Raw genomic sequence first — 15,998 nt, 5'->3', positions numbered from 1 at the left:
GGGTTTCCTTGCAAGTCACTCGATACGTAGGTTGTTCAAGGCCGGTCGATCAGGCGTCCGCCGTCGGCCAGTAGTAGGCGTCCGGCATGGCGCGGGCGCCGAAAATGGCCTGGCCGACGCGCACGACGGTGGCGCCTTCTTCAATCGCAATTTCAAAGTCGCCGGACATGCCCATCGACAACTCGCCCAGGCCGATACCCGCCGGGGCGCTGTCACGCAGGCGTTCGCGCAGTTCACGCAGACGTACAAAGCACGGGCGCACGCGGACCACATCGGCGGAAAACAGCGCCAGGGTCATCAAGCCGCGAACCCGCAGCGCGGAAAACGCCGGCAGGGCCTGTAGAAAATCCGCCACGGCATCCGGCGCCAGCCCGTACTTGCTGGCCTCGCCGGAGGTGTTGACCTGGACAAACACATCCAGCTGGCGCCCCTCGATCTGCAAGCGACGGTCCAGCGCCTCGGCCACCCGCAGGCTGTCCAGCGCCTGGAACTCACTGGCAAAGCGCGCGACCTGCTTGGCCTTGTTGGTTTGCAGATGGCCGATCACCGACCATTGCAGGTCGGTCAGGTCGGCCATTGCCTCCCATTTGCGCTGCGCTTCCTGCACCTTGTTTTCCCCCAGCAACCGGCAACCGGCGGCGTAGGCCAGGCGCAGATGCGCTTCATCAAAGGTCTTGCTCACCGGCAGCAGGCGCACGCTCGCCGGATCGCGCCCGACCCGTGCACAGGCGTCGTTGATCCGTTGCTGCACCGCCGCCAGGTTGCGACGGAAATCCTCCACGCTGGTGGCCTGCGGATAGCGGCCGTGACCTGAGTGCAGGGTACCGAGGTCTTGCGGTTGGGCGATTGTCACTGGGTCGCCTCCTTGACGGTCACGTCGGTCTCGGCCACTTGTGCCTTGCGCCGTGGCAGGCGGCCGTTGAGCACGGCGTACGCGGTCAGCCCGATCAATAGCCCCCAGAACGCGCCACCGATGCCCAGCAGGGTGATGTTGGCGGCGCACGCCAGGAAGGTAATCAACGAGGCCTCGCGGGATTTGACGTCCGCCATGGCGCTGGCCAGGCTCCCGCCGATGGTGCCGAGCAGCGCCAAGCCGGCCAGCGTCGTGATGAAGGTGGCCGGGAACGCCATGAACACAGCGGCCAGCGTCACCCCAAACACACCGATGAGGATGTAGAACACGCCCGCCGCTACCCCGGCGACCCAACGCTTGGACGGGTCTTCAGACGCTTCCTTGCCGGTGCAGATCGCTGCAGTGATCGCCGCCACGTTGAACGCATGGGAGCCAAACGGAGCCATGAGCAGCGATCCCAGCCCGGTCACGGTCAGGATCGGGTTGGCGCTGGTCTTGAAGCCATCGTTGCGCAGCACCAGCATGCCCGGCATGTACTGGCCCGTCAGCGTGATCAGAAACAGCGGCAGCGCCACGCTGAGCAGCGCATTCAGCGAAAACTCAGGCGCGGTGAACACCGGCGCGGCCAATTGCAGCGACAACCCGGACAGGTCCACGCGGTTCTGCGTCAACAGAAACACCAACCCCAGCACCAGGATGCCGACTACGGCGTAACGGGCGGTAAAGCGTTTGAGCACGATGTAGGCGACGATCAGCAACCCCACCAGCACCGGGTCCAGGCTCATGCCACCAAACGCACCGATACCGAATTGCAGCAGGATCCCGGCGAGCAACGCCGCGGCAACGCCTGGCGGAATCAGCCGGATGACTTTTTCAAAGCAGCCCGACAACCCCAGCAATACGAAGGCGACCGCGGAAATAATGTACGCGCCGACCGCCTCCGCGTAGGGCGTGGTAGACAACGCCACCACCAGGAACGCCGCGGCGGGCGTCGACCAGGCGGTGATGATTGGCTCGCGGCTGACCCAACTGAGAAACAGCCCGGTCACGCCGACGCCAATCGACACCGACCACACCCACGATGCCGTCAGCTCCGGACTGAGCCCGGCGACCCTGGCCGCCTGGAACACCAGGATAAAGGTCCCGCCATAGTTGACGATCACCGAGATTAGTCCGGCGATCACGGGATGAAACAGGTCGCGCAAGCGCAGCGATGACGGTGATCTCAGAGAAGACATGACGGATTTGCTCCTGACAGAACGAGGTTTCAGGCCCCGCGAGGTGGATAATTTTTAACCCTGAAATGGCTGGTTTTGCCCCGACACTTGCGCCAGGTTGACCAGACCACTTGGCAGACCGCCCGGGTTCAGCCGTGCACGCGGGCAAAACCCTGCATGAAGTCGCCCAGCGCCGCGACGGAATCGAGCGTGACCGCGTTGTAGAGGCTGGCGCGCAATCCGCCGACCGAGGCGTGCCCCTTGAGCCCGTAGAGGCCGGCCTGTTCGGCGCGCTGCACAAAGGTCTTTTCCAGCGCGGTATCGGCCAGCCGGAACGGCACGTTGTTGATCGAACGAAACGGCACTTGCACGCTGTTGCGATAGAACCCGTCGCTGTTATCGAGCACGCCATAGAGCAGCTCGGCCTTGGCCTGGTTGAGCCGGTGCAGGGCCTCGACGCCGCCGCTGCGCTTGATCCATTGGAGCGTCAGGTGGGTGAGATACCAGGGGAAGGTCGCCGGCGTGTTGAGCATCGACTGCGCGTCGGCGATGCGCGCATAGCTGAGAATGTCGGGGGTGAATGCCTGGGCGGCATCCAGCAGCGCCGGGTCGACAATCACCACCGTCAGCCCAGCAATGCCCATGTTTTTTTGCGCGGCGGCATAGATCAAGCCGTGCCGGGCCACGTCGATCGGCTTGGAAAGCAGGCTTGAGCAGGCGTCGCATACCAGCGGCACAGTGCTGTCGGGCACATCGGCAAATTGCACGCCGTGCACGGTTTCGTTCTCGGTGTAGTGCAGGTAGGCGGCGTCCGGGTTGAGGTTCCAGCCCGCCACGGCGGGGACGCGATCAAACCCGTCGGCCTTGGCGCTGGCGGCGATACGCACGTCGCAGTAACGCTGGGCAGCCTCGATGGCCTTGCCCGACCAGAGACCGGTATGCAGGTAGTCCGCGCTGCGTTTGTCGCCCAACAGGTTCATCGGCACCTGGGCAAATTGCAGCGAAGCACCGCCTTGCAGGAACAGCACCTTGTACGCGGCGGGCACCTGCAACAGCTCCCGCAGGTTCTGTTCGGCCTGGTGGGCGACTTCCATGAAGATCCCGCTGCGGTGGCTGATTTCCATCACCGACATGCCCGTGCCCGCAAAGTCGAAAAACTCCTCATGGGCTTGGCGCAGCACTTCCATGGGCAATGCCGCAGGGCCCGCGCTGAAATTGTGTGACCTGGCCATAATTGACGACTCCCTGTCGAAGCATGCACGCAGCATCTGGATTGGCCGCCGATGAAGGCGGTGGCAGGGTTTGAAGTCTACGGATAGACTGGCCTGCCGCTACAGGCCAATTCACGGAAGTTAGGCAGACCACATGGCAAAAACGTTCGAGTTGGAGACGCTGCAGATGCGGCTCAAGGATGCTGAATTCCAACTGCTGGACCTGCACCAGCGCATTCAACGCGCCTTGCGCGCCCTGATCCTGGAAGGCGCACTCGCCCCCGGCCTCAAGCTGCCGGCGACGCGGGTGTTGGCCAAGTCATTGGGGATCGCCCGCGACACCGTGGAAAACGCCTACGTGCAGTTGCACCGCGACGGTTTCATCGTGCGCCGCGAAGGTTCCGGCAGCTATGTGTGCGACGCCATCGGCACCGACTTGCGCGGCGCCTCGCGCCGACGCATCAAGGCCCAGGAAGTCAAAAGCAACCAGGCCACACCCGGCGCCGGCTTGAGCCAGCGCGGGCGGATGATCCTCGACAGCGGCGGCGTCACCGATCAACAGGTGATCAAGGCGTTCGCCACCGGCCTGCCGGAAACCCGCACCTTCCCCACCGACGTGTGGGAGCGCCTGCAACGCCAGGTGATGAAGGACTATCGCAGCCATGTGCTGTTGCACGGCGACCCCCAAGGCGCCGAGCCGCTGCGCAAGGCCATCGCCACCTACCTGAACCTCGAACGTGGCGCCAAATGCTCGCCGGACCAGGTGCTGGTGCTGAGCAGTACCCGCCAGGCGCTGTTCCTGTGCGCCCAGTTGCTGGCAGACGTGGGCAAACCGATCCTGCTGGAAAATCCGGGCTACTACGGCGCCAAGAAGGCCTTTGAAACCGCCGAGACCAAGGTGCTGCCCATCGATGTCGATGAGCATGGCATTCGCACCGACCTGCTGTACGCCGACCGCAGCGGCGCCCACTGCGTGTACGTCACGCCTTCGCACCAATACCCGACCGGCGCCACGCTGACCCTGGAACGCCGCCTCGAACTGATCAACTGGGCCGCGGAAAAAGGCAAATGGCTGATCGAAGATGACTACGACAGCGAGTTTCACTACGACGGCAAACCCACCGCCTGCGTGCAGGGCCTGGACAAGTACCAGCGCACGCTTTACATCGGCACCTTCAGCAAGACCCTCTACCCCGGCCTGCGCATGGGCTACATGGTGCTGCCGCGCGAGCTGGTCAAGGCCTTCACCTACGCCCGCAGCATGATGGACGGCCATACGCCGCAGATCCTGCAACTGACCCTGGCGCGCTTTATGGAAGACGGTCACTACAACGCCCACGTGCGCGCCATGCGCAAGCTCTACGCCGGGCGCCAGTCGATCATGCTGGACGCGATCGGCAAGCACTTGGCCGGGGTGGTAACGGCCTGGCGCCCGCAGGGTGGCTTGCAGATCCCGTGTCTGCTGCATGAAGGCTGGTCGGAAGAGAAAACCATCCGCCAGGCCGCCAGTGCCGGTGTGCAGTTGTCCGGCCTCAGCCGACTGTATGCGGGCGAGGAAAAGAAGCAGGGCTGGCTGCTCGGCTATTCGTCCCTGACCGCCTACGAGATCGAAGCCGCCATGCTGCGCCTGGCGAATGCGCTGAAAACCCGCTAGTGACCCAGGGCGTAGTTCATCAACAGGCGCTGCGCCTGGGCATACATCCGCGCGCGCCGCAGCTTGTTGGCGCACGCTGTCGCGGCGGTCTGCGCTGGCGTGCGCAGGGTTTTGTGACGGTAGCGATGAGCGATGTCCGGCATGGCAGGTCCTTCTTCTGGCAAATGGCGGGAGGCGTCAGTAGGGCAGCCTGAAGCGCTTGGTCAGGCTGGCGACGCCTTCGCGGATGGACGTCGCGGTGCGGCGGTCGAAGGTGCCGCTGCGGACCCCGCCGAGCAAGGCCAGGATCATGTCGCCGATTTCCTGGAACTCTTCGATGCCCATCCCCCGCGAGGTGCACGCCGCGCTGCCCAGGCGGATACCGGAGGTGACGTTGGGCTTGGCCTGGTCGCCCAGTACCGCATTGCGATTCAAGGTGATGCCGATCTGTTCCAGGGCGTGTTCGGCGACATTGCCCGCCAGGCCCCAGGGCCGCAGGTCAATCACCGCCAAGTGCGAGTCGGTGCCCTGGGACACCACCGACAACCCGCCCTCCGCCAGCCGTCCGCACAAGGCCCGGGCGTTGGCGATGACGGCATGGGCATAGGTGCTGAAGCCCGGTTGCAGGGCCTCGCCCAAGGCCACCGCCTTGGCCGCGATGATGTGCATCAGCGGCGCGCATTGCAGGCCTGGGAACACCGCCGCGTTGATTTTTTGCGCAATCACCGGGTCATTGCACAGGATGATTCCCCCACGTGGCCCGCGCAGGGTGGTGTGCGTGGTCGCCGTGGTGACATGGGCAAACTCGATCGGCGACGGAAACGCGCCGCCCGCGACCAGCCCGGCCACCTCGGCGATGTCGACCATCAGGTAAGCGCCCACCTCGTCGGCAATTGCGCGAAACCGCGCGTAGTCCAGCGTGCGCGAGTACGCCGAAGCGCCAGCGATCAGCAGTTGCGGACGCTCTTGCCGGGCGATGCGCTCGACGTCCTCCATGTCTACGCGATGCGTCTCGGGGTGCACGCCATAGCTCAAGGCCTGGAACCACCGACCTGACAGGTTGAACCGCGCGCCATGGGACAGGTGCCCGCCAGCCTTGAGGTCCAGCCCGAGGATCTTGTCCCCCGGCACCAGCAATGCCAGCAACACCGCCTGGTTCGCCTGGCTGCCCGAATAGGGTTGCAGGTTGGCGTAGGCGCAATTGAATAGCCGCTTGGCGCGTTCGATGCCGAGGTTTTCCACCACGTCGACATTGTGGCAACCGGCGTAATAACGCCGCCCGGGGTAACCCTCGGCGTGCTTGTTGGTGAGGATCGATCCCTGGGCTTCGAGCACGGCGCGGCTGACCACGTTTTCCGTGGCCGTCAGTTCAATGGAATGGATCTGGCGCAGGCGCTCGGCTTCGATCGCGCCCCAGACTTCGCGGTCCACCTGGGACAAGTGATCGGCACTGACGAATGGCAGCGCACATCCGTCCCTTCGAGCGAAATTCGGCATATTGACTCCTGTCGGCGCACATCGAATAGCAAGCCACACCCGCCAGCGGGCTTATCCATGGCCGACTACCCTAACGGCCTCCCGACGCGCCAGATAGACCATTGCGTGCCGGTTCTACAGACCACTTCGCAACCACGCACCTTGTATCCCTGGGCACATCGCAAGCGGCTGGCATAACCCTACAAGTGGTCTGGTTACTCCGCCCGCAATGGACTACTGCGCAAGACCATAGCCTGCTTAATATCTGCGCCGATTCGAGCCGCAATGGCTTTTCCAATGCTCCGGCTCAACAAACGACTCTTCGCCCATTGAACAGGTTCAGCCATGTCGATCGTTCGTATCGGACTGCTCTCACAGGTCGCCACAGCGCACTTTGTCAGCCATTTGCACATCATGGTGCTGGCGGCATTGTTTCCGGTGTTGCCGGCGTTTCTGGGCGTCAGTTATGTGGAACTGGGCGTGGCGCTGAGCCTGTTCAATATCGTCACGGCGCTGGTGCAGGCCCCCATGGGTTACGCCGTCGACCACTATGGCGCCCGACGCCTGCTCATCGCCGCCGTGGCCTTGGGCAGCCTGAGCTTCCTGCTGATTGCGCTGTTCCCCAACTACACCTGCCTGCTGATCGCCATGGTCCTGGCGGGGCTGGCGAATGCGGTCTATCACCCGGCGGACTACGCACTGCTCTCCCAGGCGATCAACCCCGCCCATATCGGCAAGGCGTTTTCGGTGCACACCTTTGCCGGTTTTCTCGGCGCAGCGGTGGCCCCGGTATTGCTCCTCACGATTGCCACCGCCAGTCATCCGGGCCTGGCCTTCGTGGCGGCCGCACTGGTGGGCGTGGTGGCGCTGGGGGTGTTGCTGCTGCCCGGCTCGGGGCTGGCAGAAGTGAGCCATGTACGCCGCGTCGCCACGCCGTCCGACAGCAACGGCGGCCGACGGGCCGTGCTGCTCTCGCCGATGATCCTGAGCCTGACCTTGCTGTTTGTGGTGTTGAACCTGAGCACCAGCGCGATTGAAAAATTCTCTGTCGCGGCATTGATGCAAGGCCAGGGCGTGGCACTGACCTGGGCCAATGCGGCACTCACCGCATTCCTGTTCGCCAGCGCCTTTGGCGTGCTGGCCGGCGGTGCGCTGGCGGATCGGACCCGACGCCACGGCCTCGTCGCCGCCCTCGCCTTTGCACTGGCCGGCGTACTGATCCTGATTGTGGCCAACGCCGAATTGGGCGACATGGCCTTGCTGATCACCCTGGGCAGCGCCGGCTTCTTGACCGGCCTGATCGCACCGTCCCGCGACATGCTCGTCCGCGCCGCCTCACCCAAGGGCGCCGAGGGCAAAACCTTTGGCATCGTCAGCACCGGCTTCAACATCGGCGGCACGCTGGGGCCGGTCGGTTTCGGCTGGCTGCTCGACAGGGGCCACCCCGACGCCATCTTCTGGGCCAGCGCCGCTTTCATGGGATTGACCGTGGCGTTGACCTTGATGCAGTCCTGGTACCTGGAGCGATCAAACCCATCAACCGCACCGCTTGTGGCCCTTAAATGACCCAGGACAACACCGTGCCAACCGAATTGCCGCAGACTTGAAAAGCGCATGCCTGTAGAAAAAAACCACATGCGCAAACCAGACACAGACAAAAAAATAGCCTGACCAATGGGAAAGAAAACATGGACCGTTTGAACTGTGGAACCGATGACGTGGTTCAGAACATGCTGACGAAATTATCCGGCCTGTGGAAAACCCGCGCCGCCGTCAACAACCCACAACCCGACTACTGGAACCTGGCCTTCAACCCGGCCAAGCAGGATTTCAGTGCCTGCCTGCTGCCGTTCCGCGATCACCAGGCGTGGCGCGAAGCCCCGCAGGCCCTGCAATCGCAGTGCCTGTCCTACGCCTGGGGGATCTACAACCTCAAGACCATCTACATCGAATGCGATGTGGTGGTGCCTGCCTGCGAAGACATCATCAAGACCCCACCGCCCAGCCAGAACCGCGCCTTGCTGCAAGACGTGATGTCCCAGGCGCTGCTGGACGAGGCGCTGCATACGCGCATGTCGATCATGGCCTGCAACTACATCTACGACATGCGCAAACTCAAGCCGCTGGACTTCAGCGCGTTCAACCTGGTGACCTGGCGCGAAGGGCTGTTGGCCAACTGCACCGCCGAATGGGAACGGCGCCTGACCCGCTTTGGGGTCGCGTGCGCCAGTGAGACGCTGATCACCGACTACCTCAAGACCATGGCGGAAGACACCAGCATCCAGGCGATCTGTCATGAGGTCACCCGCACCCACGCCATGGACGAATGGAGCCATTCCAGCGTGTTCAGTTTCGTCGCGTCCGACATCGTGCACGGCCTGAGCCGCAAGGAGCGCGAGTACCTGCGCGCGGTGATTCTCAAGACCGTGCAGATGTTCGCCAACAACGAAATGGGCGCCTGGTCGACCGTGTTCGCGATGCTCGACTTCCCCCATGCCCAGGACATCCTGCATGACGTCGGCGACAACAATGAGATCAGCGTCTACACCGACTCGGTCGAAGCCCTGATCGACCGCATCGGCCTGACCGGCAACGGCCTGGGCAACGTCGACAGCGCAATGGACGCCCTTCGCGAAAAGGCCCGAGCATGAACGGCATGACACTTCTGGCGCGCTGCGAAAGCGTTACCCATGAAACCGCCGACATCAAGGTCTTCGCCCTGCGCGCCCACGGCGCCAGCGCCGAGTTCCTCGACGGCCTGCGCCCTGGCCGGCACGTGGCGGTGAGTTACCCGGACACCACCGGCACGCCCCAGCAGCGCCTGTATTCGATCACCCGCACACCGGCGGCGGACCTGTTTGAAATTGCGGTCAAACGCGAAGGCCACGGCGGCGTCTCCGACCAATTGCACGCGACCTTGTGCGCAGGCGAAACGGCACCGATGCACTTTGTCGCCGGCGACATTTGCCTGGCCTCGATTGTGGATTGCCAGCAGGTCGGCATGCTCGCCGGCGGCATTGGCATCACGCTGCCGATCGCCTTGCTGCGCGGCCTGCGCGAACGCGCACAGCGCGGCTTGGCGGTGCCCGATGTGGCGCTGGTGTTGTGCGTACCGAGCATTGCCCAGATCCCGTTCTTGCAGGAGCTGCTGGAGCTGGAACTGACCACGGCGTGGTTCGCCTTGCAGGTGTTTGTCACCCGCGAGACGGTCAAGAGCAACGGCCACTTCAAGGCCGGGCGCCCCAGCGCCGCCGACCTGAGCCTGCTGGGCGCGCCCGAGGCCGTGGTGATTTGCGGCAGCCAGGCATTTGCCCAAGGCATGCGCGAACACACCACGGCGCTGTTTCCTGACAGCACGCTGTTGATCGAATCGTTCACGCCGGTAGCGGCCCCCGCAGCGGCGGCCGAATCGCCGTCTAGCGTGCGCTTGCAGCTCAAGGACACCGACCAGGTGGTTGAAGGCCCCGCCGGCCAAAGCCTGCTGGCCATGCTCGAAGCCGGTGATATTGCCGTGCGCAGTCTGTGCCGGGCAGGGATCTGTGGTGTCTGCCGGGTCAAGGTGTCCGACGGCGACTACACCCTGCAACCGGACTTCTGCCTCAGCGATCAGGACAAGCAGCAAGGCTATGCCCTGGCCTGCTGCACCTTCCCGCGTTCCGGGACGCTCAACGTAGACCTGAACCCGCCGGCATGAACCGGCACTTAATCGCTTTCACACACGAGTTTTTTCCATGAAGACTGCAATTGCGCTGCGCCACATACATTTCGAGGACGCCGGCACCCTGGAAGCCGTCCTGGCCGCACAGGGTTACGCACTGCACTACCTTGACCCCATGCTCGACACACTCGACAGCGCGCACGTGCAAAAGGCCGACCTGCTGATCGTGCTGGGTGGCCCGATCGGGGCCTACGACGAGCAGCTTTACCCGTTCCTGCATGACGAGCTGGCGCTGATCAACCAGCGTTTGCAGTCGGGCAAACCGATGCTGGGGATCTGCCTGGGGGCACAACTGATTGCCCGCGCCCTGGGCGCCAAGGTGTACCCGCTGGGCGTCAAGGAAATCGGTTTTTCAGCCCTGACCCTGACCACGGCCGGCCAGGATTCGGTGCTCGCGGCACTGCAAGGCACCCCCGTACTGCACTGGCACGGCGACCAATTCGACATTCCCAAGGATGCCGTGCACCTGGCCAGCACGGCGGTCGGTGCCCACCAGGCATTCGCCCTGGGTCGCAACGTGCTGGCCCTGCAATTTCACCTCGAAGCCGATGTAAACAAGCTCGAACACTGGCTGGTCGGCCATGCCTGCGAACTGTCGCAAACCGGCATCAACCCCCACGCCTTGCGCGCCGCCGCCATCGAGCTGGGCGACCGCCTGACCGTGGCCGCCCGCACCGTGATCAACGACTGGCTGGACGCACTGGAAACGCCAGCACAGCACTGAACAGCAGGCCGTCGACCGTGACAGCCGCCTGAGCGACACCCACTAAAAACACAAGGATGAGGAATTAACATGATCGTAGTTTTGTTTGAGCTGCAAGCGCTGCCGGGCCAGGGCGAGACCTATGTCGATCTGGTCAACAAGCTGACGCCGATGCTTGAGCCCATGGAAGGCTTCATCTCCGTGGAGTGCTTTCAAAGCACCCTGAACCCCAAGAAAGTCATGTCGGTGACCACCTGGCGCGATGAAGAAGCCGTGGTCCAATGGCGCAACGTAACCGCGCACCTGTCGGCGCAAAAAGCCGGCCGCGACAAGATCTTCGACGACTACCGCGTGCGCGTGACCTCGGTGATCCGTGACTACGGCCTGCGTGATCGGGTCCAGGCGCCGTACAACGAGGTGATCGACGCCCAGCCAGCGGGCGCGACCGTGTAACCCTCGGCTTACGCGCTTGAGCAACGCCGGTGTATGGGAATCGCTATCCCGTACACCGGCGTTGCCGTGTCTGGGTCAACGAAAGCGGTCAACCTCATGGCGCAGGCCCGCCGCCAATGTCTCCAGCTCCTTGGCGGTAATCGCCAGGTTCGACACCACTTCACGCTGCTCGCTGTTGGCCAGGGCAATGCTTTGCAGGTTGCTGCTGAGCAAGGTCGCGGTGCTGCTCTGCTCCTGGGTCGCGGTGGTGATCGCGGCAAACTGCTGCCCCGCCGAACGGCTTTGCTCATCGATGCGCGCCAGAGCCGACGCGACATCGGCGTTGCGCGACAGGCCTTCCTGCATCAATACGTTGCCATGCTCCATGGTGCTGATGGCGTTGCCGGTCTCCTGCTGGATGCTCTGGATCATCCCGGAAATCTCGTCGGTGGCCTGGCGGGTACGCGAGGCCAGGTTGCGCACTTCATCGGCCACCACGGCAAACCCACGGCCCTGCTCACCGGCGCGCGCGGCTTCGATGGCGGCGTTGAGCGCGAGCAGGTTGGTCTGGTCGGCGATGGAGGTAATCACGCCGACGATCCCACCGATTTCCTGGGAACGCTGGCCGAGGGTGTTGATCACCGTGGCCGTGCTGTTCAAGGCGGTGGCGATGTGCTCCAGGGACGACGACGCCTCTTGCATCGAATTGCGGCCGATGCGCGTCTGCTGGGCGTTTTCCTGGGCCAGGCGTTCGGTGCTGCCCATATTGTCGGCAATGTTCAACGAGGTGGCGCTGAACTCTTCCACCGCGCCGGCCATGCTGGTGATCTCGCCGGATTGCTGCTCCATGCCTTCATAGGCACCGCCAGACAAACCGGACAACGCCTGGGCGCGGCTGTTGACCTCTTCGGCGGCCTTGCGGATATGCGAAACCATGGTCGACAGCGCTTCACCCATCTGGTTGAAGCTGCGTGCCAGTTGGCCGATTTCGTCATGGCTGGAGACGTTCAGACGGGCACTCAAATCGCCCGCGCCGAGGGCTTCGGCCTGGCGTACCAGGTCGCTCAACGGCGCCAGCTTGCTGCGTAGCAACCACACCGTTGCGCCCACCGCCAGCAACATCGCCAGTACGCTGCCGATGATCAGGCGAATCCCGACCGACCACGTCACGGAGCGAATCTCTGCCTTGGGCATGCTCGCCACCACCGACCACGGCCCGCCGTCGAACGGCACCGCGACGCTGTAGAAGTCTTCGTTCTTGTCGCTCCAGAAGCGCCCTTCACCCGGCTTTTTCGCCAGGTCGACGATCACTGGGGCCGCCTGGTCCAGCGCCTGCACGCCCGCGGGCGGCACCAGCCAGTGTTTCTGCTCATCGAGCAGCGCCAGGGAGCCGGTCTGGCCGATGCGGAAACGCTTGAGGTTATCGAACTGGGCGTTTTGCGCGTCGGTGTAGTCGAAACCGACAAACAGCACCGCGATGACTTTGCCCGCGCTATCGCGCACCGGCGTGTACTGGGTCATGTAGGAACGTTCGAACAACACTGCACGGCCGACGTAGCTTTGCCCGGCCAGCAGGCGTTGATAGGCCGGATGCTGGTGATCCAGCGCGGTGCCGATGGCACGGCTGCCGTCCTGTTTGGTCAGGGACGTGCTGACGCGCACGAAGTCCTCGCCCGTGCGCACAAACACGGTGGCCACGCCGCCCGAGGTGTCCTTGAACTCATCGACTTCGGCGAAATCGTTGTTCAGCACCGCGTTGCCCAGGTACAGGCCCGGGGTCTGCACGCCGGCCACGCTCACCGGCTGGTCGGCACGCACACTCAAACCGGCGCCGAAGCGCTTTTCGAACAGCCCGCTCAAACGCTGGGTACTTTCGCGCAAGGTGCTGTGGAAGGTGTTGAGTTGATCGGCGAGCAGGCGCGCTTCGCTGGCCAGGTGTTCCTCGCGGGTGTCGAGGTTGGCGGAGTCGAGGGAACGCAAGGCAAACACCGTACTGCCGCTGATGACGACAGCCAAAATCACGGCGAGCGCGAGGCCTAGCTGGGAAGCAATCCGAGCACGAGGTTGAGACATGACAGCTCCTGGCCGAGGCCAGGATCATCCTGATCTCATAGCGCTGCTCGGCAAATTATCTGGTGGGTAGCGTTGGAGTACGATGGTTCCAACACACCTACTTCGGCGGCGCCGAGCAATACTTGAGTACTGCACAGGGGTATCACGCAAACGATTGCTATACCGAGCCATCCCCCTTCAATCGAGGCGCTCTACCGCCGGCAGTGCCATGGCCTGCACCTCGCTCTGGAGAAAGTCCGCCAAGCGGCGCAGGCGCTCACCGCCGGGACGGGTTTTCGGCCACACCAGATAGTAATTTTCCCCACTGGCCACGGCAGTTGGCCACGGCAGGCTCAATCGCCCCTGGGCGACGTCTTCGGCCACCATCAGCAAGTCCCCCATGGACACGCCGTAACCCCGCGCAGCGGCGATCATGCCCAGCTCAAGGGTATCGAACACCTGCCCGCCCTTGAGCGAGACCTGCGACGACAAGCCCATGCGTTGCAGCCAGTTGCGCCAGTCACGGCGGTCGGGCGTGGGATGCAGCAACTCGGCAGTGGCCAGGCGCGTAGCGTCCCACGGGCCGTCGTCCAGCAGGTTCGGCGCGCCCACCGGGATCAACAACTCGGGGAACAGGTAGCAGGCTTCCCAGTCCGCCGGAAAATGCCCGTCGCTCAACAGCACCGCGCAGTCGAACGGCTCCTGGTTGAAGTCCACCTCGTCCACGCTCATCCACGCGCTGGTCAATTGCACCTCGTTGCCCGGCTGCAACGCGCGGAACCGGCTGAGGCGCGCCAGCAGCCAGCGCATGGTCAGGGTGGACGGCGCCTTCATGCGCAGGATGTCATCTTCGGCGTTCAAGGTATGGCAGGCCCGCTCAAGGGCGGCGAAGCCTTCACGTACGCCCGGTAGCAGCAGGCGGGCCGCTTCGGTGAGCTGCAACGTGCGGCCACTGCGCTGGAACAGGCGGCAGGCGAAATGTTCCTCCAGGGTGCGGATGTGCCGGCTCACCGCGCTTTGGGTGATGGACAACTCCTCTGCCGCGCGGGTGAAGGAGTGGTGTCGGGACGCGGCTTCAAATGCGCGCAACGCGTAAAGCGGAGGAAGACGACGAGACATAGGGAAGGCTCCGACAGCAGGATGCCGAAACCCTACCAGAATCATTCAGGCATGAGTTTTAATCATGCAAGTGATCGCTTTTATCCCTTTGTGCAATAGGCCCAGAGCGCCGAGAATCAACCCTTCCACAACCCTATGACTTTTTGAGCGTGATGATCATGCAGCATCCGGCACGTACCGAACTCTGGGCCATTCTACGGCTGTCAGGGCCGTTGATTGCCTCACAGTTGGCGCACATGTTGATGGTGCTGACCGACACGCTGATGATGGCCCGCCTGAGCCCCGAAGCCTTGGCCGGTGGTGGCCTGGGCGCGGCCAGCTATTCGTTCGTGTCGATTTTCTGCATCGGCGTGATTGCGGCGGTGGGCACCCTGGTAGCGATCCGGCATGGCGCGGGCGACATCGACGGTGCAACACGCCTGACCCAGGCCGGGCTGTGGCTGGCCTGGCTGATGGCGCTGGCCGCTGCGCTGCTGCTGTGGAACCTCAAGCCGGTGCTGCTGATGTTCGGCCAGACCGAAACCAACGTGCACGCCGCCGGGCAATTCCTCACGATCCTGCCCTTCGCCCTGCCCGGCTACCTGAGCTTCATGGCCTTGCGCGGTTTCACCAGCGCCATCGGCAAGGCCACCCCGGTGATGGTGATCAGCCTGTGTGGCACGGTGCTCAACTACCTGCTCAACCACGCCTTGATCGAAGGCATGTTCGGCTTGCAGAAACTGGGTTTGATGGGCATCGGCCTGGTGACCGCGATTGTGGCCAACGGCATGGCATTGGCGTTGATGTGGTACATCCGCAGCAACCGCGCCTATGCTGCCTACCCGCTGGGCACCGGCCTCCTACGCCTGAACACGCACTATCTGCGCGAACTGTGGCGCCTGGGCCTGCCGATTGGCGGCACCTATGCGGTCGAGGTCGGACTGTTTGCCTTCGCCGCGCTGTGCATGGGCACCATGGGCAGCACGCAGCTGGCGGCGCATCAGATCGCCCTGCAAATCGTCTCGGTGGCCTTCATGGTGCCGGCGGGAATGTCCTACGCGGTGACCATGCGTATCGGCCAGCATTACGGTGCCGGGCAACTGCTGCAGGCACGTTTGGCCGGCCGGGTCGGCATCGGCTTTGGCGCCGCGGTGATGTTGGGATTTGCGGCGGTGCTGTGGCTGTTTTCCGACCCATTGATAGGACTGTTCCTCGACCACAACGACCCGGCATTCCACGACGTGATCGTCCTGGCCGTCAGCTTGCTGGCCGTGGCGGCGTGGTTCGAGTTGTTCGACGGGGTGCAGACCATTGCCATGGGCTGCATTCGCGGGCTGAAGGACGCCAAGACCACTTTCCTGGTGGGCCTGGGTTGCTATTGGCTGATCGGTGCACCGTCGGCGTGGCTGATGGCGTTCACCCTCGGTTGGGGGCCGACAGGCGTGTGGTGGGGTTTGGCGCTGGGGCTGGCGTGCGCGGCGGTGAGCCTGACATGGGCGTTTGAGGCGAAGATGAAGCGGATGATCCGCCACGAGCCGCAGGTTCAAGCCACATTTCAGGCGGCACAAGCGGAGTAACGACCTAACCAGGTCAACAACTGTGGGA

General features: G+C 63.7%; 14 protein-coding genes. 7 read left to right on the top strand and 7 right to left on the bottom strand.

Annotated elements, in window-relative coordinates; translation table 11 throughout:
• Positions 1-49: 49 nt before the first annotated feature.
• From OPU96_RS08535 to serC, 3 genes are all read right to left on the bottom strand, one after another.
• Positions 50-853, bottom strand: coding sequence for a YggS family pyridoxal phosphate-dependent enzyme (locus tag OPU96_RS08535; RefSeq protein WP_370694874.1), 804 nt, complete (start codon positions 851-853; stop codon positions 50-52).
• Positions 850-2,091, bottom strand: a complete 1,242-nt coding sequence (locus OPU96_RS08530) for a benzoate/H(+) symporter BenE family transporter (protein ID WP_226454659.1) — start codon at positions 2,089-2,091, stop codon at positions 850-852. The genes OPU96_RS08535 and OPU96_RS08530 overlap by 4 nt, the downstream gene beginning before the upstream one ends.
• Positions 2,092-2,219: 128 nt before the next feature.
• Positions 2,220-3,302, bottom strand: a complete 1,083-nt coding sequence (gene serC / locus OPU96_RS08525) for a 3-phosphoserine/phosphohydroxythreonine transaminase (protein WP_498558961.1) — start codon at positions 3,300-3,302, stop codon at positions 2,220-2,222.
• A 133-nt stretch (positions 3,303-3,435) separates the two neighbouring features.
• On the opposite strand from serC, the gene pdxR reads away from it, so the two are divergent.
• The gene (gene pdxR / locus OPU96_RS08520) at positions 3,436-4,935 is read left to right on the top strand and encodes a MocR-like pyridoxine biosynthesis transcription factor PdxR (RefSeq protein WP_226454661.1); all 1,500 of its coding nucleotides are present in this window, start codon (positions 3,436-3,438) and stop codon (positions 4,933-4,935) included.
• Here the strand turns inward: pdxR and OPU96_RS08515 are convergent.
• Both OPU96_RS08515 and OPU96_RS08510 read right to left on the bottom strand, forming a co-directional pair.
• Positions 4,932-5,078, bottom strand: coding sequence for a hypothetical protein (locus OPU96_RS08515; RefSeq protein ID WP_226454662.1), 147 nt, complete (start codon positions 5,076-5,078; stop codon positions 4,932-4,934). The two genes, pdxR and OPU96_RS08515, sit on opposite strands and share 4 nt — an antisense overlap.
• A gap of 34 nt (positions 5,079-5,112) precedes the next feature.
• Complete coding sequence (locus tag OPU96_RS08510; protein WP_226454663.1) at positions 5,113-6,411, bottom strand: serine hydroxymethyltransferase; 1,299 nt, start codon at positions 6,409-6,411, stop codon at positions 5,113-5,115.
• 324 nt (positions 6,412-6,735) lie between these two features.
• On the opposite strand from OPU96_RS08510, the gene OPU96_RS08505 reads away from it, so the two are divergent.
• The 5 genes from OPU96_RS08505 (at position 6,736) to OPU96_RS08485 (ending at position 11,264) form a co-directional block, all read left to right on the top strand.
• Complete coding sequence (locus OPU96_RS08505) at positions 6,736-7,956, top strand: MFS transporter (protein ID WP_192297987.1); 1,221 nt, start codon at positions 6,736-6,738, stop codon at positions 7,954-7,956.
• Between the two features lie 122 nt (positions 7,957-8,078).
• A complete protein-coding gene (locus tag OPU96_RS08500; RefSeq protein WP_226454665.1) occupies positions 8,079-9,041 on the top strand; it encodes an AurF N-oxygenase family protein in 963 nt (320 codons plus the stop codon).
• Entirely contained in the window at positions 9,038-10,084 is a 1,047-nt protein-coding gene (locus OPU96_RS08495; RefSeq protein WP_498558960.1) for a 2Fe-2S iron-sulfur cluster-binding protein, read from the top strand. The genes OPU96_RS08500 and OPU96_RS08495 overlap by 4 nt, the downstream gene beginning before the upstream one ends.
• A 37-nt stretch (positions 10,085-10,121) precedes the next feature.
• Complete coding sequence (locus OPU96_RS08490) at positions 10,122-10,832, top strand: glutamine amidotransferase (protein WP_226454667.1); 711 nt, start codon at positions 10,122-10,124, stop codon at positions 10,830-10,832.
• Positions 10,833-10,901: 69 nt separating this feature from the next.
• Positions 10,902-11,264, top strand: coding sequence for an antibiotic biosynthesis monooxygenase family protein (locus tag OPU96_RS08485; RefSeq protein WP_192297991.1), 363 nt, complete (start codon positions 10,902-10,904; stop codon positions 11,262-11,264).
• Positions 11,265-11,339: 75 nt separating this feature from the next.
• On the opposite strand, the gene OPU96_RS08480 is transcribed toward OPU96_RS08485, so the two are convergent.
• Complete coding sequence (locus OPU96_RS08480) at positions 11,340-13,316, bottom strand: methyl-accepting chemotaxis protein (RefSeq protein WP_305391737.1); 1,977 nt, start codon at positions 13,314-13,316, stop codon at positions 11,340-11,342.
• Between the two features lie 177 nt (positions 13,317-13,493).
• Complete coding sequence (locus tag OPU96_RS08475; protein ID WP_226454669.1) at positions 13,494-14,414, bottom strand: LysR substrate-binding domain-containing protein; 921 nt, start codon at positions 14,412-14,414, stop codon at positions 13,494-13,496.
• Between the two features lie 152 nt (positions 14,415-14,566).
• On the opposite strand from OPU96_RS08475, the gene OPU96_RS08470 reads away from it, so the two are divergent.
• Positions 14,567-15,970, top strand: coding sequence for a NorM family multidrug efflux MATE transporter (locus OPU96_RS08470; RefSeq protein ID WP_498558968.1), 1,404 nt, complete (start codon positions 14,567-14,569; stop codon positions 15,968-15,970).
• The last annotated feature ends 28 nt before the right edge of the window (positions 15,971-15,998 follow it).

This window comes from Pseudomonas sp. RP-B7 (genome assembly GCF_059803535.1).
The sequence above is the reverse complement of the archived record's forward strand: the minus strand, read 5'-3'. Positions and strand labels throughout refer to the sequence as shown.